At 56.5% G+C, this 24,082-nt stretch carries 23 protein-coding genes and 1 tRNA gene; 18 read left to right on the forward strand and 6 right to left on the reverse strand.

Going from position 1 to position 24,082, the window contains the following annotated elements; translation table 11 throughout:
* The first annotated feature begins 13 nt into the window (after positions 1–13).
* The 8 genes from tolR (at position 14) to BKD70_RS12015 (ending at position 5,897) form a co-directional block, all read left to right on the forward strand.
* Positions 14–466: a protein TolR gene (tolR, locus tag BKD70_RS11980; RefSeq protein ID WP_162199712.1), complete on the forward strand. Its 453-nt coding sequence runs from the start codon at positions 14–16 to the stop codon at positions 464–466.
* Positions 466–1,560 carry a cell envelope integrity protein TolA gene (gene tolA / locus BKD70_RS11985; RefSeq protein ID WP_047276713.1) on the forward strand — a complete coding sequence of 365 codons (1,095 nt, stop codon included), beginning with the start codon at positions 466–468 and terminating at the stop codon, positions 1,558–1,560. The genes tolR and tolA overlap by 1 nt, the downstream gene beginning before the upstream one ends.
* A gap of 47 nt (positions 1,561–1,607) precedes the next feature.
* The gene (gene tolB / locus BKD70_RS11990; RefSeq protein WP_213936080.1) at positions 1,608–2,858 is read left to right on the forward strand and encodes a Tol-Pal system beta propeller repeat protein TolB; all 1,251 of its coding nucleotides are present in this window, start codon (positions 1,608–1,610) and stop codon (positions 2,856–2,858) included.
* 55 nt (positions 2,859–2,913) lie between these two features.
* Positions 2,914–3,414, forward strand: a complete 501-nt coding sequence (gene pal, locus BKD70_RS11995) for a peptidoglycan-associated lipoprotein Pal (protein WP_003441254.1) — start codon at positions 2,914–2,916, stop codon at positions 3,412–3,414.
* 6 nt (positions 3,415–3,420) lie between these two features.
* Entirely contained in the window at positions 3,421–4,242 is an 822-nt protein-coding gene (gene ybgF, locus BKD70_RS12000; RefSeq protein WP_047276708.1) for a tol-pal system protein YbgF, read from the forward strand.
* Positions 4,243–4,405: 163 nt separating this feature from the next.
* A complete protein-coding gene (queE, locus tag BKD70_RS12005) occupies positions 4,406–5,053 on the forward strand; it encodes a 7-carboxy-7-deazaguanine synthase QueE (RefSeq protein ID WP_047276706.1) in 648 nt (215 codons plus the stop codon).
* Between the two features lies 1 nt (position 5,054).
* On the forward strand, positions 5,055–5,747 hold the full coding sequence (gene queC, locus BKD70_RS12010; protein ID WP_047277304.1) for a 7-cyano-7-deazaguanine synthase QueC: 693 nt from the start codon (positions 5,055–5,057) through the stop codon (positions 5,745–5,747).
* A gap of 74 nt (positions 5,748–5,821) precedes the next feature.
* A tRNA-Lys gene (locus BKD70_RS12015) sits at positions 5,822–5,897 on the forward strand.
* 142 nt (positions 5,898–6,039) lie between these two features.
* Here BKD70_RS12015 and BKD70_RS12020 read toward each other — a convergent pair.
* Positions 6,040–7,305, reverse strand: coding sequence for a deaminase (locus tag BKD70_RS12020; RefSeq protein ID WP_047276704.1), 1,266 nt, complete (start codon positions 7,303–7,305; stop codon positions 6,040–6,042).
* 186 nt (positions 7,306–7,491) lie between these two features.
* Here BKD70_RS12020 and BKD70_RS12025 point away from each other — a divergent pair, with 186 nt between their 5' ends.
* Both BKD70_RS12025 and nadA read left to right on the forward strand, forming a co-directional pair.
* The gene (locus tag BKD70_RS12025; RefSeq protein ID WP_047276703.1) at positions 7,492–8,181 is read left to right on the forward strand and encodes a type 1 glutamine amidotransferase domain-containing protein; all 690 of its coding nucleotides are present in this window, start codon (positions 7,492–7,494) and stop codon (positions 8,179–8,181) included.
* 251 nt (positions 8,182–8,432) lie between these two features.
* A complete protein-coding gene (gene nadA / locus BKD70_RS12030; RefSeq protein WP_047276701.1) occupies positions 8,433–9,491 on the forward strand; it encodes a quinolinate synthase NadA in 1,059 nt (352 codons plus the stop codon).
* Between the two features lie 71 nt (positions 9,492–9,562).
* Here the strand turns inward: nadA and BKD70_RS12035 are convergent, their stop codons facing one another.
* Positions 9,563–10,993 carry a M48 family metalloprotease gene (locus BKD70_RS12035; protein WP_047276699.1) on the reverse strand — a complete coding sequence of 477 codons (1,431 nt, stop codon included), beginning with the start codon at positions 10,991–10,993 and terminating at the stop codon, positions 9,563–9,565.
* A 113-nt stretch (positions 10,994–11,106) separates the two neighbouring features.
* Here BKD70_RS12035 and BKD70_RS12040 point away from each other — a divergent pair, with 113 nt between their 5' ends.
* Together BKD70_RS12040 and BKD70_RS12045 are read left to right on the forward strand one after the other, a co-directional pair.
* Entirely contained in the window at positions 11,107–11,346 is a 240-nt protein-coding gene (locus tag BKD70_RS12040) for a sulfurtransferase TusA family protein (protein ID WP_047276697.1), read from the forward strand.
* A 32-nt stretch (positions 11,347–11,378) separates the two neighbouring features.
* Positions 11,379–12,449 carry an AI-2E family transporter gene (locus tag BKD70_RS12045; protein ID WP_047276696.1) on the forward strand — a complete coding sequence of 357 codons (1,071 nt, stop codon included), beginning with the start codon at positions 11,379–11,381 and terminating at the stop codon, positions 12,447–12,449.
* 70 nt (positions 12,450–12,519) lie between these two features.
* Here the strand turns inward: BKD70_RS12045 and acnB are convergent, their stop codons facing one another.
* Positions 12,520–15,120 (reverse strand): bifunctional aconitate hydratase 2/2-methylisocitrate dehydratase, encoded by a 2,601-nt coding sequence (gene acnB, locus BKD70_RS12050; protein WP_047276694.1) that lies wholly within the window; start codon positions 15,118–15,120, stop codon positions 12,520–12,522.
* A gap of 405 nt (positions 15,121–15,525) precedes the next feature.
* On the opposite strand from acnB, the gene BKD70_RS12055 reads away from it, so the two are divergent.
* On the forward strand, positions 15,526–15,996 hold the full coding sequence (locus BKD70_RS12055) for a DUF1289 domain-containing protein (RefSeq protein ID WP_047276693.1): 471 nt from the start codon (positions 15,526–15,528) through the stop codon (positions 15,994–15,996).
* An 8-nt stretch (positions 15,997–16,004) separates the two neighbouring features.
* Here BKD70_RS12055 and BKD70_RS12060 read toward each other — a convergent pair whose 3' ends face one another.
* Entirely contained in the window at positions 16,005–16,868 is an 864-nt protein-coding gene (locus BKD70_RS12060; RefSeq protein ID WP_047276690.1) for a universal stress protein, read from the reverse strand.
* A 212-nt stretch (positions 16,869–17,080) separates the two neighbouring features.
* Between BKD70_RS12060 and BKD70_RS12065 the strand changes: the two genes are divergently transcribed.
* The 5 genes from BKD70_RS12065 to BKD70_RS12085 all read left to right on the forward strand — a co-directional run bounded on the left by BKD70_RS12065 (position 17,081) and on the right by BKD70_RS12085 (position 22,640).
* Positions 17,081–17,689 (forward strand): tRNA-(ms[2]io[6]A)-hydroxylase, encoded by a 609-nt coding sequence (locus BKD70_RS12065; protein WP_047276689.1) that lies wholly within the window; start codon positions 17,081–17,083, stop codon positions 17,687–17,689.
* Positions 17,690–17,886: 197 nt separating this feature from the next.
* Positions 17,887–18,360, forward strand: a complete 474-nt coding sequence (locus tag BKD70_RS12070) for a MarR family winged helix-turn-helix transcriptional regulator (protein ID WP_047276687.1) — start codon at positions 17,887–17,889, stop codon at positions 18,358–18,360.
* A complete protein-coding gene (locus tag BKD70_RS12075) occupies positions 18,357–19,826 on the forward strand; it encodes an efflux transporter outer membrane subunit (RefSeq protein WP_047276685.1) in 1,470 nt (489 codons plus the stop codon). The genes BKD70_RS12070 and BKD70_RS12075 overlap by 4 nt, the downstream gene beginning before the upstream one ends.
* A 15-nt stretch (positions 19,827–19,841) precedes the next feature.
* Positions 19,842–21,047: an efflux RND transporter periplasmic adaptor subunit gene (locus BKD70_RS12080; RefSeq protein WP_047276682.1), complete on the forward strand. Its 1,206-nt coding sequence runs from the start codon at positions 19,842–19,844 to the stop codon at positions 21,045–21,047.
* A 63-nt stretch (positions 21,048–21,110) separates the two neighbouring features.
* Positions 21,111–22,640 carry a DHA2 family efflux MFS transporter permease subunit gene (locus BKD70_RS12085; RefSeq protein ID WP_047276680.1) on the forward strand — a complete coding sequence of 510 codons (1,530 nt, stop codon included), beginning with the start codon at positions 21,111–21,113 and terminating at the stop codon, positions 22,638–22,640.
* A gap of 105 nt (positions 22,641–22,745) precedes the next feature.
* Here the strand turns inward: BKD70_RS12085 and lpxH are convergent, their stop codons facing one another.
* Both lpxH and BKD70_RS12095 read right to left on the reverse strand, forming a co-directional pair.
* Positions 22,746–23,495, reverse strand: a complete 750-nt coding sequence (lpxH, locus tag BKD70_RS12090) for a UDP-2,3-diacylglucosamine diphosphatase (RefSeq protein ID WP_047276678.1) — start codon at positions 23,493–23,495, stop codon at positions 22,746–22,748.
* The gene (locus BKD70_RS12095; RefSeq protein WP_047276676.1) at positions 23,492–23,995 is read right to left on the reverse strand and encodes a peptidylprolyl isomerase; all 504 of its coding nucleotides are present in this window, start codon (positions 23,993–23,995) and stop codon (positions 23,492–23,494) included. Before BKD70_RS12095 ends, lpxH begins: the two co-directional genes overlap by 4 nt.
* Positions 23,996–24,082: the final 87 nt, after the last annotated feature.

The following is a 24,082-nucleotide window of genomic DNA, read 5'->3' on the forward strand; positions in this document are numbered from 1 at the left end:
TCCAATGGCTTTAATCGCTCGAGCTCGCAAGAAGCGCAAGCCGGTCGCCGAGATGAACGTAGTGCCTTACATCGACGTGATGTTGGTACTGCTGGTCATTTTCATGGTGACGGCGCCCATGCTCAACCAGGGTGTGAAAGTGGATTTGCCCAAAGTCTCCAGCGAGGCTTTGCCGCAAGACAACAACACTCAGGTTCTGACTATTTCGATCAAGGCTGACAAGACCTACTTCTGGAACCTTGGCAGCGAAGTCGACACTGAAAAGCAGATGGACAAGGCCATGACCTTGCCGCAGATGACCGATGCCGTGACCAAAATCATTCGTGCCGGCAATGAGGGTGGCAAGCACACCCAAGTCTTTATTCGCGGTGACAAGTCGGTGGATTACGGCGCGGTAATGGGTGCCATGGGCGGCTTGCAGAAAGCCGGCGTCGGTAACGTTGGCTTGATCACCGAGGCTCCCTGATGCGCGAACAGCGGGAGCCGTCCGCCTCTGAAAATTATTTTTGGCCTACAGTTTGGGCGGTGGGGCTGCACGTCCTGATTTTTGGCATGCTCTTCGCCAGTTTTGCCATGACGCCGGAATTGCCACCCTCCAAGCCGATTGTTCAAGCAACCTTGTATCAACTGAAGTCAAAAAGTCAGGCGACGACCCAAACCAATCAAAAGATTGCGGGTGAGGCAAAGAAATCTGCCGCACGTCAGACCGAAGTTGAACAGATGGAGCAAAAAAAGGTTGAGCAGGAAGCCGTGAAAGCGGCAGAGCAAAAGAAAGAAGAGGCTGCCGAGAAAGCCGCAGAGGCCAAGAAGGCTGACGAAGCCAAGGCCAGCGAAGCCAAAAAGGCCGAAGAAGCTAAAAAAGCGGACGAAGCCAAGAAGGCTGATGATGCTAAAAAAGCTACCGAAGCTAAAAAGGCTGAAGAGAAGAAATTGGCTGACATAGCCAAAAAGAAATCTGAGGAAGAGGCCAAAAAAGCCGCTGAAGAAGAGGCGAAGAAAAAGGCCGCCGAAGAAGCCAAGAAAAAGATTGTCGAAGATGCGAAGAAGAAAGCGGCTGAAGATGCCAAGAAAAAGGCTGTAGCGGACGAGGCAAAAAAGAAAGCCGCCGAAGACGCGAAGAAAAAAGCGTCTGCCGATGCTGCCAAGAAGAAGGCAGTAGAAGCAGCGCGTAAATCGACCGAAGAGAAAAAGGCCCAGGCCTTGGCAGATTTGCTTTCTGACACGCCCCAACGTCAACAAGCCTTGGCAGAGGAGCAGGGCGATGAGGTCGCCGGTAGTTTTGATGACCTGATTCGTGCCCGGGCAGCAGAAGGGTGGGCTCGTCCTCCTTCGGCTCGCAAGAACATGACAGTGGTGCTGCAAATCGGCATGTTGCCGGATGGCACGGTAACTTCGGTTACGGTTGCCAGGTCCAGCGGTGACGGACCTTTTGACAGTTCGGCTGTGGCGGCGGTCAAGAATATTGGCCGTTTAACGGAGATGCAGGGTTTGAAGCCCAGCGAATTCAATCCTTATCGATCATTCAAGATGACATTCACACCTGAGGATCTAGCCTTGTGATTAACTTTTTTCGAGGACTGCTAGTCGTCGTCTGCTGCTTTGCAGGGATGGCAATGGCGGAAGAAAAGAACATTCTGGTCACCAGCGGTAGCGACCGGGCCACACCGATTGCCGTGGTTCCATTCGGCTGGCAGGGTGGTTCCGTTCTGCCGGACGACATGGCGGAGATCATTGGTAATGACCTGCGCAACTCGGGTTACTACGCGCCGATTCCAAAGCAGAACATGATCAGCTTGCCGACCCAGGCGAGTGAAGTCATTTTCCGTGACTGGAAAGCGCTGGGTGCCCAATACGTTATGGTCGGTAATATTGTTCCGGCTGGCGGTCGTTTGCAGGTGCAATATGCCCTGTTCAACGTGGCCACCGAGCAACCGGTTCTGACCGGCAGTGTTTCCGGTACTGCTGAGCAGCTTCGGGACATGGCGCATTACATCTCCGATCAGTCGTTTGAAAAGCTGACCGGTATTAAAGGTGCATTCTCAACCCGTCTGTTGTACGTGACGGCTGAGCGCGCAAGTGCCAACAACACACGCTACACCTTGCAGCGCTCGGATTACGACGGTGCGCGTGCAGTCACACTGCTGCAATCGCGTGAACCGATTCTGTCGCCGCGTTTTGCGCCAGATGGCAAGCGCATTGCTTATGTGTCGTTCGAACAAAAACGTCCGCGTATCTTCATGCAGAACATTGATACCGGCCGTCGCGAGCAAATCACCAACTTCGAAGGCCTCAACGGTGCTCCTGCGTGGTCCCCGGACGGTTCGAAGCTGGCATTTGTGTTGTCCAAAGATGGCAACGCTGAAATTTACGTGATGAACCTGGCTTCTCGTCAGTTGACGCGCGTGACCAACAGCCCGGCTATCGATACCGAACCGTTCTGGGGTAAAGATGGGTCTACCATCTACTTCACCTCTGACCGTGGCGGTAAACCACAAATCTACAAAACCACAGTCGGTAGCGGTAATGCAGAACGCGTGACATTTATCGGGAACTACAACGCCAGTCCGAAGCTTTCGGCAGACGAAAAGACCCTGGTAATGATTCATCGTCAGGACGGTTTCACAAACTTCCGTGTCGCAGCGCAAGATTTGCAGCGTGGAAGCGTGAAAATACTCACAGATACCAACCTTGATGAGTCAGCTACTGTTGCGCCCAACGGCACCATGGTAATCTACGCCACCCGCCAGCAGGGCCGGGGAGTCTTGATGCTCGTGTCCATTAACGGACGCGTAAGGCTCCCTCTTCCTACCGCTCAAGGCGAAGTCAGAGAACCTTCCTGGTCCCCTTACCTGAACTGACGTGGTGATAGCTTTACGTTGCACTTAACACTTGGGGTTCATTAGGAGTTTTACGATGGAAATGCTGAAGTTTGGTAAATTTGCTGCGCTGGCACTGGCCATGGCTGTAGCTGTAGGTTGCTCGTCCAAAGGCGGCGACAATGCCGGTGAAGGCGCTGCTGTTGATCCAAACGCTGGTTACGGCGCAAACACAGGCGCTGTTGATGGCTCCCTGAGCGAAGAAGCTGCTCTGCGTGCTATCACTGTTTTCTACTTCGAATACGACAGTTCGGACCTGAAACCAGAAGCTATGCGCGCTCTGGACGTTCACGCAAAAGACCTGAAAGCTAACGGCGCTCGCGTTGTTCTGGAAGGTAACACTGACGCCCGTGGTACTCGTGAGTACAACATGGCACTGGGCGAGCGTCGTGCGAAAGCCGTTCAACGCTACCTGGTACTGCAAGGTGTTTCTCCAGCACAGCTGGAGCTGGTGTCCTACGGTAAAGAGCGTCCGATCGCTACTGGCAACGACGAACAGTCGTGGGCTCAGAACCGTCGCGTCGAACTGCGTAAGTAATTCGTCATGCGAACGTGCCGCCGTGCTGTAACTATTCTGACTCTCAGCCTCATGTCGCTTGCGGTTTGGGCTGCGGTTCCTGTGGTCGATGACAACTCTGGCTATAACAATAGCGGGGGGAGTTATCCGTCAACGGGTTACGGTGCGAGCGGCGCCTATGCCGGGGGAGGGGTTTCGGCCCCTGTCTCGGCACAGGGCGAGCTGTTCAACCAGTTGCAACAAATGCAGGAACAGATTGCACGCCAACAGGGTGTGATTGAAGTTCTGCAAAATGATATCTCGCGCATGAAGCAAGAAAGCCTGGAGCGATACCAGGATCTTGATCGGCGTATTGGTGCTGGCATTGCTCCTGCTGCCACGCCTGATAATTCGTCATCGGGTGGCAGCAATACCGCCGCCAGTAATACGGCCGCGCCTGCACCTCAGGCCGCCGCCAGTTCCGAGCCGGGTGATCCTGCGAAAGAAAAGCTCTATTACGATGCTGCTTTCGACTTGATCAAGGCCAAAGATTTCGACAAGGCCAGTCAGGCTTTCACTGCCTTTTTGCGCAAATACCCTAACAGTCAGTACGCCGGTAACGCGCAGTACTGGCTGGGTGAGGTGAATTTGGCGAAAGGGGATTTGCAGGCTGCAGGCCAGGCATTTGCCAAAGTCAGCCAGCTTTATCCCAAGCATGGGAAGGTGCCTGACTCTTTGTACAAGTTGGCTGATGTAGAGCGCCGTCTTGGCCATGCCGATAAGGTTAAAGGCATCCTGCAGCAAGTGGTGTCTCAATATCCGGGCACATCGGCAGCGCAATTGGCGCAGCGCGATTTGCAGCGCATGTAAGCTCTCAAACGCTTTCATCGAGAAACCCGCGCCTGTCGCGGGTTTTTTCGTTAGAATCCACGCCCTTTTATGAAATACGCTCTTCTGAGTACTGCGTTGGCAGATTCTTTGGAGTGCCTGACGGAGGCGGACAGCCTGTTTAGCTGTTACGCCCGTGGCGGATATGCAAGACACATTGAGAATTACCGAAGTTTTTTACTCGTTGCAGGGTGAAACGCGAACGGCTGGCTTGCCGACCGTTTTTGTTCGCCTTACCGGTTGCCCGTTGCGCTGTGGTTATTGCGACAGCGCTTACGCATTCAGTGGCGGCACTGTGAGGCCTCTTGAGGACATACTCGAGCAGGTGGCAAGTTATCGTCCGCGTTACGTCTGTGTTACGGGGGGGGAGCCGCTGGCGCAGCCCAACGCAATCCCTTTACTGACGCAGCTCTGTGATGCCGGGTATGAAGTCTCCATCGAGACCAGTGGCGCCTTGGATATTTCGGCAGTTGATCCACGCGTCAGTCGCGTGCTTGATTTGAAAACCCCTGGCTCTAAAGAATCCCATCGTAACCTCTACGAAAATATCGCGTTGCTGACATCCAATGATCAGGTCAAGTTTGTGATCTGTTCGCGTGATGACTACGACTGGGCTGTTTCGAAGTTGATCGAGTATGGATTGGAGCGGCGAGCGGGCGAGGTGCTGTTTTCGCCAAGCCATCATGATTTGTCGGCCCGTGACCTGGCCGACTGGATCGTAGCGGACAACTTGCCTGTGCGTTTGCAAATGCAGTTGCACAAATACTTATGGAATGATGAGCCGGGGCGCTGAAATGACGGAACAATCGGTTGTAAGAGAGAAAAGAGCGGTCATTCTGTTGTCGGGTGGCCTGGATTCGGCGACCGTTGTCGCCATGGTTCGCGCCGAGGGCTACAGCTGCTACACGATGAGCTTTGATTATGGCCAGCGCCATCGTGCGGAACTTGATGCCGCAGCGCGTGTTGCCCGTGATCTGGGGGTCATTGACCACAAGGTCATTGGCCTGAACCTGGACGGCATCGGAGGGTCGGCGCTGACCGACAGCTCGATTGACGTGCCTGAGGCGCCAAGTGAAGGTATTCCCGTCACCTATGTCCCAGCGCGCAATACGGTGTTCCTGTCGTTGGCATTGGGTTGGGCCGAGGTACTGGACGCCCAAGATATTTTTATCGGCGTGAACGCTGTGGACTATTCAGGCTATCCGGATTGCCGTCCCGAGTTTGTCGAGGCTTTTGAAGTCATGGCCAACCTTGCTACCAAGGCGGGTGTCGAAGGTAAGCCTTTCAGTATCAAGGCGCCTTTGCAAAATCTGAGCAAGGCACAGATCGTTCAGGCGGGCATACAGTTAGGCGTCGACTATTCGCTGACTGTTTCGTGCTATCAGGCCGATGACCAGGGCCGTGCATGCGGTAAGTGCGACAGCTGTCGCTTGCGTGCAGATGGCTTTGCAGCCGCCGGAATCAAAGACCCAACCCGTTATTTTTGATTTATTTCATATTTATTTTTAATCGGGTGTTGAATTCTCGTTAAAAATCAGTATTATACGTCCCACAACGAAGCGGGTCGTTAGCTCAGTTGGTAGAGCAGTTGGCTTTTAACCAATTGGTCGTAGGTTCGAATCCCACACGACCCACCATATCGCTACACCAAAACAGCCGGTCAGTACCTTAGGGTCTACCGGCTTTTTTGTGTCTTTAATTTGCCTGGAATGGACATACCTGCAACGGGACGACGCCATCCAGTCGCGTCGTCCCGTTGGCGCTTGATGGCGAATTTAGCTAGTGCTCGCATCCGCCTTGCTGGGCGCTGGCAATCAACGCTTCGCTGAGCACTTGGGCGGGCGCCACTTGCACGCTTTGGGTATAAAAAGGCGGCAGCGTTTGCGCCAGTTCCGAAACGGCCTGTGCGGTGGTTGAGGCGGGCAACAGTACGTATTGAAAGTTCGAGGGGTAGCTCTGCGGTACGGGGCCTTCCATCGTTGATCCGTACGCCCCCAGTGTCATCACGGCCTGTGGTGTTGCGGGATCTGGGGCGTAAAGAAAGACGAATGTTCCGTATTTGGGGTGCGTCAGATATTGCTCGGCTTCGGCGCGCACTTCCGGTGACGGGTCATTCATGAGTTTCCAGCGCAGAACGGCGTAACCGCGCGTGGTCTCCATAAATGCCGTGCGGATGGGGGATTGTTTTTCACTCCCGCCCAAGCAGGTCAGCAAATTACCAAATGGATCAAGCAGCGCAACCGCGTTGAAGGCGCCGCCGTTGAGCTGGGCCTGTTGTGCAACGGCAATCAATGGGGCGCTCAGCTCGGCGCCAGGGTTGCGCGGGCTGGGTGAGACCGTTGTGAGTGCTTGGTCGCTCAATGCTGTTAGCGCTTGTCGTACGGGGCTGTTGGCAGGGAGGTCGGCGGGGTTTTTCAAGTGTGCCGGCTCGATGCCGCTGTTATTGCTGGACTCTCTGACGGTGTTCACGCTGGCTTCAAAAATGGATGACGTCAGGCAATACAACAACGAATCAATCGTCTGTCCTGCAAAGACCGGCGTGGTGCTGCCTGTAAAAGCACGGCTGAAGGGTGGTGCGACAGCGTAATAAGCCCAGCTTTTTTGCGCTTGTTCGCGTATGTGGAGGGGCAGAGTGGGGAAATCAAACGCGCTGTTGTAATTAATGCCCGCATAGGTATCGATTGCGCTGACGGCAACATTGAACCCCGCGGTGAGTAAAGAGCCTGCGCACATGGCGCACGGGTCGAGCGTTGTAACGATCGTGAGCTGCTGCGCAGGTGGCAGTTTGAGTGCGGCGGCGTTTTCGTAATACCAGTCCACCAATTGCCGTTCGCCATGGGCGGTAGGGTCGTGGGGTAGAAACCGGGTTGTGCCAGAGGCTGGCGGGTAGGGCATCAATACGTTGTTATGCATGGCTGCGATGATTTTTTTTGTGGCGTTATCAATGATGGCTCCGCCGACAGCAAAGGTTTTTTGATACGCCGCGTTGACTGACTCCGATGCCGCGACACCGACGGCTTCCTGCGCATTCGTGACTGTGGTCATGGCTTCAACTCCTGTTGGGTTGGATGCTGGCACGCTATTTCAAGTGCTGGGAAAACTCAGCGTAGCCGCTCACCCTGAGTCGGCAAACCTAATGGTCTATGCTCTCGCTTCGTTCCTCGGCTGAACCATTTGCAGTGATGTACAGCCCAAGTTGCGTGCATACCCGCTATTTACAGGAGGCTTACGATGAGCAAGAAAATGTTGGTGGTTTTGACCAGTGTCGAAAAATACCCGAACCTGCCGCGTGCCACGGGTTTATGGCTGGGGGAGGCGGTGCATTTCGTACAGAAGGTTGAGGCTGCAGGCTACACAGTCGACTTCGTCAGCCCTCAAGGTGGTTACACGCCGATCGACCCTCACAGTTTGGCCAAGGACATGGCAGCTGATATTGACTGGCAGTGGTATCACGATAAGTCGTTCATGAATCGCCTTGGCGCAACGCTCAAGCCAAGCGATATCAAGCCTGAAGACTACTGCGCTATTTACTTTGCAGGGGGCCACGGGGTCATCTGGGATTTCCCGGACAACGTTGAGCTGCAAACCATCAGCCGCGAGATTTATGAGTCGGGTGGAGTCGTGTCCTCGGTATGTCACGGGGCGGTCGGGCTGCTGAATATCATGCTCAGCGACGGCAAACTGCTGATTGAGGGGAAAAAACTCACGGGTTTCTCCAATGAAGAAGAGCAATTGGCCGGTTTGGCCGAAGTCGTGCCGTATTTGACCGAGACCGAGCTGGTCAAGCGTGGGGCCAAGTATGAGAAGGCGAGCCAGCCGTGGGCGGCTTATGCCGTTGCAGATGGGCGTTTGATTACGGGCCAGAACCCTGCGTCAGGTGGCGCTGTGGCTGAGCTTGTGCTTAAAGCGTTGAGCCAGTGAGTTAAGTTCTGCTGCCGATGCCTGGTGGCCTGCCAGTCATCGGCAGATTTGCCCTTGTGGCCCTGCAACACATCCCCTGCAAGACCTCCCCTGAAACATTAAACTTTTGAATCGCAAGCATATTCTGTAGCCTTGGCGAGCTGAATAGATGGTCCGTGCCTGATAACACACACTCTCCCGGCGGGACTCGACGGTCCGGAGCCGGTGGTACACTCGACTTTCGCGCAGTAGCGCCTGCAGGTCTTGCGAACATGACGCATATTTCCGAACGACTTCTGGTTCAAGCCCACCTTGATGCCAAGCAGCCTAAAGCCCTGACCCTGGAAGAAGAGGCTGCATTGCGTGCCGCCATCGCTGCCGAGCTCAAGGCGCAGGATGCGGTTCTGGTGGCTCATTTTTATTGCGATGCCGTGATTCAGGCGCTCGCCGAAGAAACAGGCGGTTGCGTTTCCGACTCGCTGGAAATGGCCCGTTTCGGTGCCGCGCATCCCGCAAAAACGGTACTGGTCGCCGGTGTTCGTTTCATGGGTGAAACGGCCAAAATCCTCACCCCTGAAAAGCGTGTGCTGATGCCGACGCTGGAAGCCACCTGCTCGCTGGACCTGGGTTGCCCGGTCGAAGCGTTTTCTGCGTTCTGTGACAAACACCCCGAGCGCACTGTGGTAGTTTACGCTAACACGTCAGCTGCGGTTAAAGCCCGTGCAGACTGGGTGGTGACATCAAGCTGTGCGCTGGAAATCGTCGAAAGCCTGATGGATAACGGCGAAACGATCATCTGGGGGCCTGACAAGCATCTTGGGCGCTATATCCAGCGCCAGACCGGGGCCGACATGTTGCTCTGGGATGGGGCGTGCATTGTCCATGAAGAGTTCAAGTCCAAGCAGCTCGAAGACATGAAGGCGCTGTACCCGGATGCAGCGATTCTGGTTCATCCTGAATCGCCCGAGTCGGTGATTGATCTGGCCGACGCCGTAGGCTCCACCAGTCAACTGATTGCCGCCGCGCAGAACCTGCCCAACAAGACCTTCATCGTGGCCACCGACCGCGGCATTTTTTACAAAATGCAGCAGCTGTGTCCTGACAAAGTCTTTATTGAAGCGCCTACGGCAGGCAATGGCGCGGCATGCCGCAGTTGCGCCCATTGCCCGTGGATGGCAATGAATACGCTGGAACGTACGCTGGAATGTCTACAGAAGGGATCGAACGAGATCTTTGTCGATCCGGCGCTGGTGCCGCAAGCGGTTCGCCCGCTCAAACGCATGTTGGACTTCACTCAAACGGCCCGTTTGAAGCTGGCGGGCAACGCCTGAGTGTCGCTCTTGGGCGTAGGCACTGAAGGCGGTAGCTCATTCTCGTGAAGCTGCCGCTTTCAGGTGTACTCTCAATTCATCATGTCTTTGATAGACCGTTCTTCATCCAGCAAATCACGTTGACGAGCATCAATGCGCGATAGCAGCTGGAAGTTATTGGTCAGTTTTTTCGCCAGGTCCAGCTGTTGCAGGGCCTGACGGTAATCACCCACCAGTGCAAAGTACTCCGCCCGCGCCTGATGCAAGCCGATGATATTGCCCGAAAGGCCGCGGGTTTCAGCCACCGAGTACCAGACATCCGGGTCGTTCGGTCGACTTTTGAGCAAGGCTTCTAGTGCTTTGTCTGCTTCGCCTGCTCTGTTCTGTTTAAGCAACAGATCGACTCGCGCCTGATTGAGCGGGTAATTGCCCGGATACAGCGTACGCATCCGTTCGACGCGCTTTTGCGCATCGTCCAGTTGATTGCTGGCCATGTCGAGTTCGATCTGTGCCAGGTTGTACGTGATGTCGTTAGGCGATTTGTCGAGCAGCCGTTTCAGGTTGTCCCGAGCGTCCTTGAATTGACTGCCCTTGATCTGCGCGATGGCCAAACCGTAGCGGGCCACGTCGTTGTTCGGGTTTTCATCGAGTTGGACCCGGAAACGCTTGGCGGCAAGTCCGGGTGTTTCTTCGTAGTTGAGTTGCACCCGTGCGCGAATCAATTGATAGCGCAGGCTGTCCTCGGCGCCGCCGGGGCGGGCTTGTTCAGCACGGTTGCGGGTGTCTGCAATACGCGATTCGGTCACCGGGTGAGTCAGTAAAAATTCCGGTGGTTTGGCATCGAACCGGTATTGGCGCATCAGGCGCTCGAACATCGTCGGCATGGAGCGCGGGTCGTAACCGGCTTTCTCCAGATTAAGGATGCCAATGCGGTCTGCTTCCTGCTCGTTTTGCCGGGAGAAGCGTCGCTGCTCCTGAAATGCTGCGGCCTGAGTGCCCGCAATAGCGGCAATCCCGGCATCACCCGCCCCCGAGGCGGCGATGACGATGCCCGCCAGCAAGGCGGCCATCATGGGCAATTGCATGCGTTGTTGCGCTTCGACCCCGCGTGCGAAGTGCCGCTGCGACAAGTGGGCCAATTCGTGCGCCAGCACCGAGGCATACTCACCTTCGGTCTGCGCGTTGAGAAACAGGCCGCCGTTCACGCCGATGATTCCGCCGGGCGCGGCAAAGGCGTTGAGCTGGGGGCTGTTGATTAATATGAATTCAAGGCGCCGGTCCTGAACCTGGCTGGTTTCGACCAATTTATAGACGCTGGTTTCAACGTAGTCCTTGAGCTGCGGATCGTTAAGCTGCGAGACCTGGCCGCGCAACATGCTTAGCCAGGCGCGACCCAGTTTGTACTCTTGTTGAGGCGAAACAATGGAGGAGCTGGCATCACCCAACGACGGCAAATCGTCGGCGAAAAGCGGTGATGCGAGCAGGCAAGCGAGCGTCAACAGGGTCGGGCGCAGAAAATTCATGCACGAAGCTCTAGTCGATAAAGGGCTTACTGTAGCTGCACAGTGGGCTGGCGACCAGAGGCGGGTCAGCCTGGGGTATTCTAGTGCGCTACAAAATGCCTGAGGACGGGTAAATGACTGATGTGTTGGAACATGATTCGCTGCTGGACGCCAGCGGTCTGAATTGCCCGTTGCCGTTGCTCAAGGCGAAGATGGTACTCAATCAGATGAGCTCGGGTGCCGTGCTGAAGGTGATTGCGACTGATGCGGGCTCCCAGCGCGACTTCCGCACATTCGCGCGCCTGGCGGGGCATGAACTGCTCGGCGAGCAAGAGGATTCGGGCGTCTATCGTTATTGGTTGCGCAAGGCCTGACGCCCGGGCGACACCTTTTAAAAGTAATCTTGATGTTCAACGTGTTGCGTAACTGGATACAACGCTACTTTTCCGATGAGGAAGCGGTGGTGCTGGCCGTGTTGCTGGTGCTGGCGTTCACAGTGGTCTTGACCTTGGGCGGCATGCTGGCGCCTGTGCTGGCGGGCATGGTCCTGGCGTACCTCATGCAGGGGTTGGTGGTGGCGCTGGAGCGCTTGCGCTTGCCTGGAGCGGTGGCCGTAGGGCTGGTGTTTGCGTTGTTCATGGGCCTGTTATTGCTGTTTATCGTGGTAGTGGTGCCGCTGCTGTGGCACCAATTGATCACGCTGTTCAATGAGCTGCCGGGCATGCTCGTCAAGTGGCAGTCGTTGCTGTTGTTGCTGCCTGAGCGCTACCCGCATCTGGTCTCGGATGAGCAAGTGTTGCAGGCCATCGAGGTGGCGCGGGGGGAGATTGGCAAAGTGGGGCAATTGGCGTTGACCCTCTCGCTGTCCAGTCTGCCGCTGTTGGTCAACATCATGATCTATTTGGTACTGGTGCCGATTCTGGTGTTCTTCTTTCTCAAGGACCGGGCCATGATCGGCCGCTGGGTGCGCAGCTACTTGCCTCGCCAGCGTGCGCTGATTACCCGCGTGGCGCATGATATGAACCGTCAGATTGCCAACTACATTCGTGGCAAAGTCATCGAGATCATCATCTGCGGAGGCGTCACCTACATTGCGTTTGTCGTCATGGATCTCAATTACGCGGCATTGCTGGCCTTATTGGTGGGTGTGTCGGTGGTGGTGCCCTACGTAGGAGCGGTGGTCGTGACTGTGCCGGTGTGCCTGATTGCCTTGTTCCAGTGGGGCTGGAGCGACCAGTTCATTTACCTGATGGCGCTCTACGGAATCATTCAGACACTGGATGGCAACGTACTGGTGCCGTTGCTGTTTTCAGAAGCGGTGAGCTTGCACCCGGTGGCGATCATTTGCGCGGTGCTGTTGTTCGGTGGCTTGTGGGGCTTCTGGGGTGTGTTTTTCGCCATCCCGCTGGCCACGCTGTTCAAGGCGGTGCTGGATGCCTGGCCGCGCAAGCAGCAGGTTGTGGCGCCACTCCTATAGCCTGTCATTGCGGCGGGCATGAAAAAGCCCCGGCTCTTGCGAGTCGGGGCTTTTTCGTTACAGCGTCAGCTTACGCTTGAATAACCGGGATGTTGGCATTGGCTGCCGCTTCACGGAATTCAGCGATCTGATCAAAGCTCAGGTAGCGGTAAACGTCCGCCGCCATGGTGTTGATCTCAGCTGCGTACGCCATGTATTCCTCAACGGAAGGCAGGCGGCCCAGGATAGAGGCCACCGACGCCAGCTCGGCCGAAGCCAGGTATACGTTGGCGCCGTCACCCAGACGGTTCGGGAAGTTACGGGTTGAAGTCGACACCACGGTGGCGTTCGGCTCAACACGTGCCTGGTTACCCATGCACAGCGAGCAACCTGGCATTTCCATGCGCGCGCCGGCTTTGCCGTAGATGCCGTAGTAGCCTTCTTCAGTCAGCTGGTGAGCGTCCATTTTGGTCGGCGGCGACAGCCACAGACGGGTTGGCAACTGACCTTTGACCTTGTCGAGCAACTTGCCCGCTGCGCGGAAGTGGCCGATGTTGGTCATGCACGAACCGATGAATACTTCGTCGATTTTCTCGCCGGCAACGCTGGACAGCAGACGGGCGTCATCCGGGTCGTTCGGGGCGCACAGCACTGGCTCGTTGATGTCAGCCAGGTCGATTTCGATGATGTGCGCGTATTCGGCGTCAGCATCGGCTTCCATCAATTGCGGGTTGGCAATCCAGGCTTCCATCGCTTGAGCGCGACGCTCAAGGGTGCGTGCATCGCCGTAACCTTCACCGATCATCCAGCGCAGCAGGGTGATGTTGGATTTCAGGTATTCGGTGATCGACTCTTTGGACAGTTTGATCGTGCAGCCAGCAGCCGAACGTTCTGCCGACGCGTCGGACAGTTCGAACGCTTGCTCGATGCTCAAGTTGTCCAGGCCTTCGATTTCCAGGATGCGACCCGAGAACTCGTTGATCTTGCCCTTTTTCTCTACGGTCAGCAGGCCTTGTTGGATTGCCACGTAAGGAATGGCGTGAACCAGGTCGCGCAAGGTAATGCCAGGTTGCATTTTGCCTTTGAAGCGAACCAGAACCGATTCCGGCATGTCCAGTGGCATGACGCCAGTCGCGGCAGCAAATGCCACCAGACCCGAACCGGCCGGGAACGAAATGCCCATTGGGAAGCGGGTGTGGGAGTCGCCACCGGTGCCGACGGTGTCAGGCAGCAGCATGCGGTTCAACCAGCTGTGGATGATGCCGTCGCCCGGACGCAGGGAAACGCCGCCACGGGTCATGATGAAGTCAGGCAGGGTGTGGTGGGTGGTCACGTCGATCGGCTTTGGATAGGCCGCGGTGTGGCAGAACGACTGCATCACCAGATCCGCCGAGAAGCCCAGGCATGCCAGGTCTTTCAGTTCGTCACGGGTCATTGGGCCGGTGGTGTCCTGAGAACCCACGGTGGTCATTTTCGGCTCGCAGTAAGTGCCCGGACGAACACCGGTTACGCCGCAGGCTTTACCGACCATTTTCTGCGCCAGGGTGAAACCCTTGGTGCTTTCAATAGGCGCTTCAGGCTTTTTGAACAGGTCAGACGGACCCATGCCCAGTTCGGCGCGTGCCTTTTCAGTCAGGCCGCGACCGATGATCAGCGGAATACGGCCGCCAGCGCGGACTTCATCCAGCAGAACCGGGGTTTTCAGTTCAAAGGTGGTGATGACTTCGTCGGTACCGTGCTTGCAGACTTTACCAGCGTGCGGGTACAGGTCGATCACGTCGCCCATGTTGATGTTGCTGACGTCAAACTCGATAGGCAGTGCGCCCGCATCTTCCATGGTGTTGTAGAAGATCGGAGCAATTTTGCTGCCGAAGCAGAAACCACCGGCGCGCTTGTTCGGCACGTAAGGCACGTCGTCGCCGAAGAACCACAGTACCGAGTTGGTAGCCGATTTACGCGAAGAACCCGTACCGACAACGTCACCGACGTAGGCGATAGGGAAGCCCTGGCCGCGCATTTCTTCGATTTGCTTCATCGGGCCGATGGAGCCCTGGACGTCTGGCACGATGCCATCACGGGCCATTTTCAACATGGCCAGCGCGTGCAGCGGGATGTCAGGACGTGACCAGGCATCTGGGGCAGGCGACAGGTCGTCGGTGTTGGTTTCGCCGGTCACCTTGAATACGCGCAGGCTGATTTTGTCTGCCAGGGTAGGGCGGTTTTTGAACCACTCGCCGTCAGCCCAGGATTGCACCACCGCCTTGGCGTGGGCATTACCGTTCTTGGCTTTTTCAGCCACGTCGTGGAAGGCGTCAAACATCAACAGGGTGTGCTTGAGCTGCTCGGCAGCCACCGGAGCCAGCTCTGCGTCGTCCAGCAGGTCAACCAGCGTGACGATGTTGTAGCCGCCTTGCATGGTGCCAAGCAGTTCAACAGCGCGCTTTTTGCTGATCAGGGGGGAGGTGGCTTCACCTTTCGCGAGGGCAGCGAGGAAGCCGGCTTTTACGTAGGCCGCTTCGTCAACACCCGGTGGAATGCGGTTGGTGATCAGGTCAACGAGGAATTCTTCTTCGCCAGCAGGCGGGTTTTTCAGCAGCTCAACCAGGCCTGCAGTTTGTTCGGCGTTAAGCGGCTGGGGAACGATACCCAGTGCTGCGCGCTCTTCGATATGTTTGCGGTAGGCTTCAAGCACAGTTATTACCCTCATCATTGGTCCCAAATGGGTGTCCGGGACGCTCATCCAGGAATGCAAGGCACTCATGCGCTGCGGGGCTTTATGAGCCGCTTAGCCAGAGTTGCAGAGATTCCCAACAGAAGCTGTTTTCAAAGTTTTACGCCTTGGGAACGGAGGGGTGGTGCACGTTGGTGCGGGCAGTTGCCTGGCAAGTACCCATCACCAACACCGTTCTTCAGGATCAACTGTGCTCGTGACGCTTTGAAAACAGCTTCTAACGGACATTGGCGCCTTAAAAGGCAGGCCGATTCTACGGGAAAAACTTGGTAAAGGTAAGTTAACCCCTGAAGGTTGAGGGGTGATCTGCGTTAGACAAAGGGCTAACATGCCCGCCTGTTTCGCTCTGCAGTGCTCTATTTCGCCATGCCCAACCAAACCATCAAGACTCCATGTATCGGCCTGTGTTCGACGGTTTACGGCGACCTGGTGTGCCGTGGATGCAAGCGTTTCCATCATGAAGTGATCCACTGGAACGGTTACAACGACGACGAGAAGCGCGCAGTGTGGATGCGTCTGGAGCAGTTGCTCGTGCAGGTGATGGCGGGCAAGGTTGAAGTCTTTGACCCTCAAAAGCTGCGTGGCCAGTTGCTGGCGCGGCAAATCCGGTTTGTCCCCCATCAGTCCGAATATTGCTGGGCCTACCAGCTGATTGCCCGCGGGGCGCGGGTGATCAATCAGCTGGAAGCGTACGGAATGGTGCTGTTGCCCGAGTTTCGCGACTGGAATTTGCCCGAGCTGCGAGACGCCATTGATCGGGAATTTTTCCTGCTGTCCGAAGCCCACTATCAGCGCTACATCGCCCCCAGTTTCTTGAAAGATGCGCTGGGCAACTGATTAGCAGGTCAATGTTTGGATGCCAGTTTTTCCAGGTGACGGGTCATTTCTTCTGGCTTGAGCACCAAGATGTCACTTTTGAGTTTGTCGATGACAACTTCTGCGGTGTTACCGATCAGCGCCCCCGAAAACCCGGTGCGCGCCACTGTGCCCATGACGGTCACGGCAGCGTGTAGCTCGTCGGCAACCCGCGGAATAATCACATCGGCCGGGCCTTCCTCGACATGCAGGCGGCTGCCGTCAATGTCGTACTGTTTCTGGAACCCTTCGCACGCCTTGCGATAAATCGCCTCGTATTCCGTTTCAATCGGGTAGGCGGCTTCAACGGCGGCCAGCATGGGAGCCGGGTAGGCGCTGACCACATGCAGCTTGCCTTTAACCAGGCTGGCGATTTCAAAACCGGCGTCAACAATGCTCTTGTGCAGTTCCATGTGGTCGGCATCGTCATTACCCACGTCCACCGCGGTCAGCACGACACCGTTGTCCCAGTCCGTTGCACATTTAGCCAGCAATACCGGAGCCGGGCAGTAGCGCAACAGTTTCCAGTCTTCGGGCGTGAGCAAGAGTTTTTTCAGGGGGTTGTCAGGAATGTGCTGCTTGATCACCAGGCCGCAATTCTCAGCCTGCTGCGCCCGGATAATGGTCTGGTGCTTGCTCTCATGCCAGGACCGTTCGCTGCTGGCAGTAACGCCTTCGGCCCTTAACGCGTTCTCAAGGACGCTGAGCAATGCGGCGTGTTTGTCCTCTTTGTCGCAAATCAAGAGGTGCAGGGCGGCCTTGGTCTTTTCGGCGATTTGTTTGGCGCGCTTGAGGGCAAGGCTTTCCATTAACTCGGGTTCGATCACCACCAGCAGCTTTTTGATCTTTTGCATGGTCGAGGCTCCATGGAGGATTAAGTGCAACCACTATAGTTGCTCACGGGTTGCTCGCACGTTGATGCATATCAACTCGCCAGGCTGGTGCTGTGCCGTGGGCCCCGTATAATCGGCGGCTTTGTCACTCCAGCCTGTGTGAGCCTCATGCCTGTCACTTCTCTGCCTACTGCCGACTCGTCGCGCACCCTTCTTATTTCGGGAGCGTTCGCGTGATTCTTCCTGAAATTCACGAGTTTCTTGGTTGCCGAACGCCCGATGGCTGGATCGCGGCAGCGCTGGCCGATCAGGAAACCCTGCTCATCGATCATAAAAACTGCGAGTTCAAGGCTGCCAGCACGGCGCTGAGCCTGATCGCCAAATATCACTCCCATGTTGACCTGATCAACATGATGTCGCGTCTGGCCCGCGAAGAGTTGGTGCACCACGAGCAGGTCATGCGTTTGATGAAAAAGCGCAAGATCGAACTTCGCCAGTTGTCTGCAGGCCGCTACGCCTCAGGCTTGCGCAAAGTGGTACGCAACCACGAGCCCGTGAAGCTGGTAGACACGCTGGTGGTAGGGGCTTTTATCGAGGCGCGCAGTTGTGAGCGTTTCGAGGCGCTGGTGCCGCACCTGGACGAAGAGCTGGGCACGTTTTATTTCGGTTTGCTGAAAAGCGAAGCGCGGCATTTCCAGGGCTATTTGAAATTGGCCTATCAATACGGCGACGCCAAGGACATTGCTCAGGTCATTGAGCGCGTTCGCGACGCCGAGCAAGCACTCATCGAAAGCCCTGACGTTGAGTTTCGCTTCCACAGTGGCGTGCCTGCTCAGGCGTAGCCTTCAGCTGGCGCAGGCATCCCTTGCGTCAGCCCCTGTTTTTTTATCAAACAGCTCATTGCTACGAGTGGCGGACCCACCCCGTCGGTCAGACGCCATTGGCATGAATAGATAGCTGGCTATTTATCGCCTTGACATTAGCTGCCTAGACAGTAATATTTTGAAACATTACTGCTTAAGCAGCTTCCTGGTGGCCGATGAAGCACTTTTCCCCCGATAACTTCCAAAATTGCACCCTGGGTTTACTCCTGGGTCGTGCGGCGTTGCTCAAGGACCGCATTATTGATACGCACATGGAGCCGTATGGCATCACGGCTGCGCAGTTCAAAGTGCTGATCATCATGGCGCAGTTCGAGGTGGACACCCCGGCCGAGCTGTGTCGGCACTTGTGCATCGACAGCGGTTCGATGACCCGCATGCTCGATCGTCTTGAGCAAAAAAATCTGTTGGTGCGTCAGCGCTCCGAGGCCGACAGGCGTCAGGTGCGGTTAGTGCTTACAGAGGAGGGGCAAGGCCTGGCCGATCAACTCCCGACCATCGGTGCCGCTGCCATGAACCAGTTGGCTGGCGCGATAACCCCGCAAGAACTGCAAAGTCTTGAACATATCCTGAAAAAAATACTGCTCGCCGCCGGTGACACGATCACGGTGCAGCGCCTGGGTGGAAAATGAGCGACAAAACCTTGCGTACGGGCTTGGGCCTGGTATTTGCGTCAATGGTGTTGGCTGGCTGTGCCAATTACCACGGGCTGAACCCCCAGGGCATCAGCCTTGATGCCCAACACTTGAAGGCCGGTCACTCCTTCAAAAACGTCAGCGTCACCCCCGCCGCCTGGCCCGAAAAGGAATGGTGGACGCGATTGGGCGATCAGCAACTTAACAGCCTGGTTGCGCAGGCCTTGCGTGACAGCCCGGACATGCAAGTGGCCAGCGCCCGCACACATCAGGCCACGGCTGCTGCCCGTTCAGCGAACGCGGCGCGGATGCCCACGCTGGATGCGAACGGGGATGTCACGCGCTCGCGCCTGTCTCGATCACAAGATCCAAGCGGGCAAGGTGGACGTTACAGCACCGAGCGTGACCTTAATCTGACCTTCAATTACACCTTTGACTTGTGGGGCGGTCAGCGCGCTGCGTGGGAAGCCGCATTGGGCGAAGCCCGTGCAGCGGAAGTGGACGGCCAGGCCGCGCGTCTTACGCTGGCGGGCGATGTGGCGCGTGCCTACAGCAATTTGGGACATGCCTTCCAAGTGCGAGATCTGTCGCAAGAGGATCTGCAACGCACGCGAAAAATGCTGGACCTGAGCAAGCGTCGTTTGGCTTCAGGCATCGACAGCCATTATCAGTTTCAACAAACCGAAAGCCTTGAGGCCAGCGCTCAAGAGCAACTGATTGACGCCGAGAAACAGCTCAATTCGGCGCGTATTGCGCTCGCGGTGTTGCTTGGCAAGGGACCGGATCGCGGTCAGGAAATCACCCGGCCCAATAAGTTGGCACCGGGCGCCGTGGCATTGCCCAGTACATTGCCTGCGGACTTGCTGGGGCGTCGGCCGGACGTGGTCGCGGCGCGCTGGCGCGTGGAAGCGGCCAGCAAAAACATTGCTGCGGCCAAGACCCGCTTCTACCCCAACCTGAATTTAACGGCCGCAGCGGGTACTCAGTCGTTGCTAGGGGATGCGTTGTTCGGGTCGGCAAGCCGCTTCTTCAATATTGCGCCAGCGTTGACGCTGCCGATTTTTGATGGCGGGCGTTTACGCGCCGGGCTGGATGCGGAGGACGCCAATTACGATCTGGCGGTGGCGCAATACAACAAAACAGTCGTGGGCGCCCTTGGCGAAGTCAGCGATACCCTCGGGCAATTGGGGGCCACGGGCCGTCAGATTACGGCTCAACAGCGTGCCGCCGATATCGCGCAGGACTCCTACGACACGGTGTTGCAGCGTTATGGTTCGGGGGTCGGTAACTACCTGGACGTGCTCAGCATTGAACAGCAACTGCTTCAGGCTCAGCGCCAATTGGCTGATTTGAACGCGCAACAGATCGATCTCTCGATTCAATTGATGCAGGCCTTGGGCGGCGGCTTCGAGCCCGCTCACACGGCGTTGGCCGTTCCCTCCCAAGCCTCGCTGGCAGAATAATTTCAGGTAATGGTCATGGCCTCTGTGCAAACACCGAATGAAACGCAACACAACGAAAACGCGGGTGGCTCGCGTAAACGCAAACTCTGGCTGGGTGCCCTCGCGCTGCTGGTCGTGCTCGGTATCGTAGGCGTTTGGGCCTGGCACGAACTGTACGGCCGCTGGAGTGAAAGCACTGACGACGCTTACGTCAATGGCAACGTGGTTGAAATCACGCCTCTGGTGACAGGTACGGTGGTGAGCATTGGCGTCGATGATGGCGATCTGGTTCACGAAGGTCAGGTATTGCTCAATTTTGACCCGAGCGATGCGCAAGTCGGGCTGCAAAGTGCTGAAGCCAATCTGGCGCGTACGGTGCGTCAGGTGCGTGGTTTGTTCAGCAATGTGAACGGCATGAAGGCTCAAGTGGCTGCGCAAAAATCCGAAGTGCAAAAGGCTCAGGACAACTACAGCCGTCGTAAAAGTCTGGCTGCGGGCGGCGCAATTTCGCAGGAAGAGCTGTCCCATGCGCGGGACGATCTGGCATCGGCACAAAGTGCCTTGCGCAATGCCGAACAACAGTTAAATACCACCACGGCATTGGTGGATAACACCGCCGTCGCTAACCATCCCGATGTACTCGCGGCCGCCGCGCAATTGCGTCAGGCGTACCTGGAGCATGCGCGCACCACCCTGATTGCCCCAGTGACCGGTTATGTGGCGAAACGCACGGTTCAGCTGGGTCAGCGTGTCCAGCCGGGCACGGCGCTGATGGCCGTTATCCCGCTGAATCAGTTATGGATTGATGCCAACTTCAAGGAAACCCAGCTGCATAACATGCGTATCGGCCAGCCGGTTGAGATCGAATCGGACATTTACGGCAGCGATGTGAAATACAGCGGCTCCATCGACAGTATCGGCGCCGGTACAGGCAGCGCGTTTGCGTTGTTGCCAGCGCAAAACGCGACTGGCAACTGGATCAAAATTGTCCAGCGGGTACCGGTTCGTATTCATATCAATGCCGACCAATTGGCGCAGCACCCGTTGCGGGTGGGTTTGTCGACCGTGGTGGAGGTGAACTTGCATGACCAGAGTGGCCCGGTGCTGGCGCAACAGCCACCGCAAAAAGCCACCTTCACGACCAATGTGTATGAAAAACAATTGGCCGATGCTGAAGCCTTGATCGCGCGCCTGATTGACCGTAACAGTGCCGCCTTGAGCAATGCCGCCGCTGCGCGTTGATTCGCCAATCCACTGACCCCGTCGCTACGGCGGGGTTGCGCTCTCTGTTTTAAAGGATTTGCGATGAGTACAAACGCGTCTTTTACGCCGCCCAGCCTGCTGCTTGCCACCATTGGCCTGTCGTTGGCCACTTTTATGCAAGTGCTCGATACCACCATTGCCAACGTCGCGCTGCCCACCATTTCCGGCAACTTGGGGGTGAGTTCGGAGCAGGGGACGTGGGTCATCACTTCTTTTGCGGTCAGCAACGCGATTGCATTGCCATTGACCGGCTGGCTGAGCCGCCGCTTCGGTGAAGTGAAGCTGTTTTTATGGGCGACGATTTTGTTCGTGCTGGCTTCATTTTTGTGCGGAATTTCCACGTCGATGCCTGAACTGGTGGGCTTTCGGGTCCTGCAGGGCTTGGTCGCGGGGCCTTTGTACCCGATGACTCAGACCCTGTTGATTGCTGTGTATCCACCCGCAAAACGGGGGATGGCATTGGCATTGCTGGCGATGGTCACGGTGGTGGCGCCCATTGCCGGGCCGATTTTGGGTGGCTGGATTACGGACAGTTACAGTTGGCCATGGATTTTCTTCATTAATATTCCGATCGGAATATTCGCGGTCATGGTCGTGCGCCAGCAGTTGAAAGCGCGCCCCGTGGTTATCACCCGCCAGCCCATGGACTATGTGGGGTTGATCACGCTGATCATCGGGGTGGGCGCCCTGCAAATTGTGCTCGATAAAGGCAATGATCTGGACTGGTTCGAATCCAGCTTCATCCTGATGGGTACCGCGCTGTCAGTGGTTGCACTGGCGGCCTTCGTCATTTGGGAAATGACTGACAAACACCCGATCGTCAACCTGCGCCTGTTCGCCCATCGCAACTTCCGTATTGGAACGCTGGTACTGGTATTGGGGTATGCCGGCTTCTTCGGTATCAACTTGATTCTGCCGCAATGGCTGCAAACCCAAATGGGTTACACGGCCACTTGGGCCGGTCTGGCCGTTGCACCTATCGGCATCTTGCCGGTGGTGATGTCTCCGTTCGTGGGCAGGTACGCGCATAAATTTGACCTGCGACTGTTGGCGGGGCTGGCCTTCCTGGCGATTGGCCTGAGCTGCTTTATGCGCGCCGAATTCACCAATGAAGTGGATTTCCAGCACATCGCAATGGTGCAACTGTTTATGGGGATTGGCGTGGCGCTGTTCTTTATGCCGACGTTGAGCATTTTGATGTCGGATTTGCCCCCACATCAAATTGCCGACGGGGCCGGGCTGGCTACATTCTTGCGTACATTGGGCGGCAGTTTCGCGGCCTCATTGACCACGTGGATCTGGATTCGCCGGGCGGATCAGCATCATGCCTACATGAGTGAAAGCATCAGTACGTACGATCCAATTACCCGGCATACCCTAGAAAATCTGGGGGGTGCCAGTACCAAGGCCTACGCTCAGATGGATCAAATCCTGACCAGCCAGGCGTACATGCTGTCGACCGTGGATTACTTCACGATGATGGGCTGGATGTTCATGGGCTTGATTTTGATCGTATGGCTGGCCAAACCACCCTTTGCTGCCAAGGCGGGGCCAGCGGCCAGCGGGCATTGAGACACTTTTAGCAGGGATGAGGCGGGGATAGCCGAAGGCCGCGACGTACTGGGTCTTGGCCTTTGGCGACGCCGGTCAGTGCTCTGTCGGCGAGGCTCGGGTGGTTCAGGGGTGCGTGGCAGCTGGCAATGTCAGCTGAAAGTCGAACGGCGTGAGTTGCATGCCTTGCTCATCCACTTGCAACACCCAGCCTTGACGGTCCCAGTCGCCGAGCACAATCCGCTTGGCGGCCTGCTCACCAATCTGCAATTTATGAATCGCCGGTCGATGTGTGTGGCCGTGGATCAAGGTGTGGACGCCGAACTGCGTCATGATCCGCGGAACCTCTTCAGGGGTCACGTCGACAATGTCGTTGGCTTTCATGCGGGTCTGGGCGCGGCTTTCGCTGCGCAATTTACGCGCGAGTGTGTGGCGGGTGCTTACTGGCAAGTGACGCAACACCCACAGTGTTACCGGGTTGCGCAGGTAGCGTCGTAAGCGCATGTAGGCTTCGTCGCGGGTACACAGACTGTCGCCGTGCATCAGGAGCACGGGTTCGCCGTAAAAGTCCACGACGCTTGGGTCTTTCAGCAGGGTGCAGCCGGCCGCTTTACAAAAGGCCCGGCCCAATAAAAAGTCACGGTTGCCGTGCATGAGAAACACATCAGTACCGCCATCGCTCAGGGCGCGCAGTGCGTCACAGATCGAGCGCTGGTAGGGCGTCATTGCATCGTCGCCGATCCAGGCTTCAAAAAAGTCGCCCAAGATGTACAGCGCCTGAGCCGAGCGCGCGCGCCCGGTCAGGAAATTCAGAAACGCCCGGGTAATGTCCGGGCGCTCCTCTTCCAGATGCAAATCTGAAATCAGCAGTATCACTCAACGATCTCGGCTTTCTCGATGATCACGTCGTCTGCAGGTACATCCTGGTGGCCAGCTTTGGAAGTGGTTGCGACAGCTTTGATCTTGTCGACAATGTCCTGACCTTCAACGACTTCGCCAAACACTGCGTAGCCCCAGCCCTGAACGGTCTTTCCGCTGTGGTTCAGGAAGCTGTTGTCAGCCACGTTGATGAAGAATTGAGCAGAAGCAGAATGCGGCTCCATGGTGCGGGCCATGGCTACCGAATACTTCTTGTTCGGCAGGCCGTTGTCGGCTTCGTTCTGGATGCTTGGACGCTTGTCTTTCTTTTCTTTCATGCCCGGCTCAAAACCGCCGCCCTGGATCATGAAGTTGCCGATGACACGGTGAAAAACGGTGTTTTCGTAGTGGCCGGCTTTTACGTATTCGATGAAGTTGGCAACCGTGATCGGCGCTTTTTCAGCGTTCAGTTGGAGCACGATGTCGCCGTGGTTGGTGGTCAGTTTTACTTTTGACATGGTGTTATCGCTCTATCAGAGAATTCGTCGGGCCCGGAGGCGGTATGGGTCGCCCCAACCCCTGAGCTGGCTGGGTAGAAACAGCCG

This window comes from Pseudomonas sp. BS-2016 (assembly GCF_001806145.1).
In the GTDB taxonomy this organism is placed as follows: Bacteria; Pseudomonadota; Gammaproteobacteria; order Pseudomonadales; family Pseudomonadaceae; genus Aquipseudomonas; species Aquipseudomonas lundensis.

Bases quoted from the DNA above. Each gene is read 5' to 3' on its own strand.
- BKD70_RS12060 (WP_047276690.1), bottom strand. From the start codon at position 16,868: ATGCAAAAGATCAAAAAGCTGCTGGTGGTGATCGAACCCGAGTTAATG.
- BKD70_RS12040 (WP_047276697.1), top strand. From the start codon at position 11,107: ATGACTGATGTGTTGGAACATGATTCGCTGCTGGACGCCAGCGGTCTG.
- BKD70_RS12045 (WP_047276696.1), top strand. From the start codon at position 11,379: ATGTTCAACGTGTTGCGTAACTGGATACAACGCTACTTTTCCGATGAG.
- BKD70_RS12035 (WP_047276699.1), bottom strand. From the start codon at position 10,993: ATGAATTTTCTGCGCCCGACCCTGTTGACGCTCGCTTGCCTGCTCGCA.
- BKD70_RS12080 (WP_047276682.1), top strand. From the start codon at position 19,842: ATGGCCTCTGTGCAAACACCGAATGAAACGCAACACAACGAAAACGCG.
- tolA (WP_047276713.1), top strand. From the start codon at position 466: ATGCGCGAACAGCGGGAGCCGTCCGCCTCTGAAAATTATTTTTGGCCT.
- queC (WP_047277304.1), top strand. From the start codon at position 5,055: ATGACGGAACAATCGGTTGTAAGAGAGAAAAGAGCGGTCATTCTGTTG.
- BKD70_RS12075 (WP_047276685.1), top strand. From the start codon at position 18,357: ATGAGCGACAAAACCTTGCGTACGGGCTTGGGCCTGGTATTTGCGTCA.
- pal (WP_003441254.1), top strand. From the start codon at position 2,914: ATGGAAATGCTGAAGTTTGGTAAATTTGCTGCGCTGGCACTGGCCATG.
- tolB (WP_213936080.1), top strand. From the start codon at position 1,608: ATGGCAATGGCGGAAGAAAAGAACATTCTGGTCACCAGCGGTAGCGAC.
- BKD70_RS12085 (WP_047276680.1), top strand. From the start codon at position 21,111: ATGAGTACAAACGCGTCTTTTACGCCGCCCAGCCTGCTGCTTGCCACC.
- nadA (WP_047276701.1), top strand. From the start codon at position 8,433: ATGACGCATATTTCCGAACGACTTCTGGTTCAAGCCCACCTTGATGCC.
- BKD70_RS12055 (WP_047276693.1), top strand. From the start codon at position 15,526: ATGCCCAACCAAACCATCAAGACTCCATGTATCGGCCTGTGTTCGACG.
- BKD70_RS12095 (WP_047276676.1), bottom strand. From the start codon at position 23,995: ATGTCAAAAGTAAAACTGACCACCAACCACGGCGACATCGTGCTCCAA.
- BKD70_RS12070 (WP_047276687.1), top strand. From the start codon at position 17,887: ATGAAGCACTTTTCCCCCGATAACTTCCAAAATTGCACCCTGGGTTTA.
- BKD70_RS12020 (WP_047276704.1), bottom strand. From the start codon at position 7,305: ATGACCACAGTCACGAATGCGCAGGAAGCCGTCGGTGTCGCGGCATCG.
- BKD70_RS12025 (WP_047276703.1), top strand. From the start codon at position 7,492: ATGAGCAAGAAAATGTTGGTGGTTTTGACCAGTGTCGAAAAATACCCG.
- queE (WP_047276706.1), top strand. From the start codon at position 4,406: ATGCAAGACACATTGAGAATTACCGAAGTTTTTTACTCGTTGCAGGGT.
- ybgF (WP_047276708.1), top strand. From the start codon at position 3,421: ATGCGAACGTGCCGCCGTGCTGTAACTATTCTGACTCTCAGCCTCATG.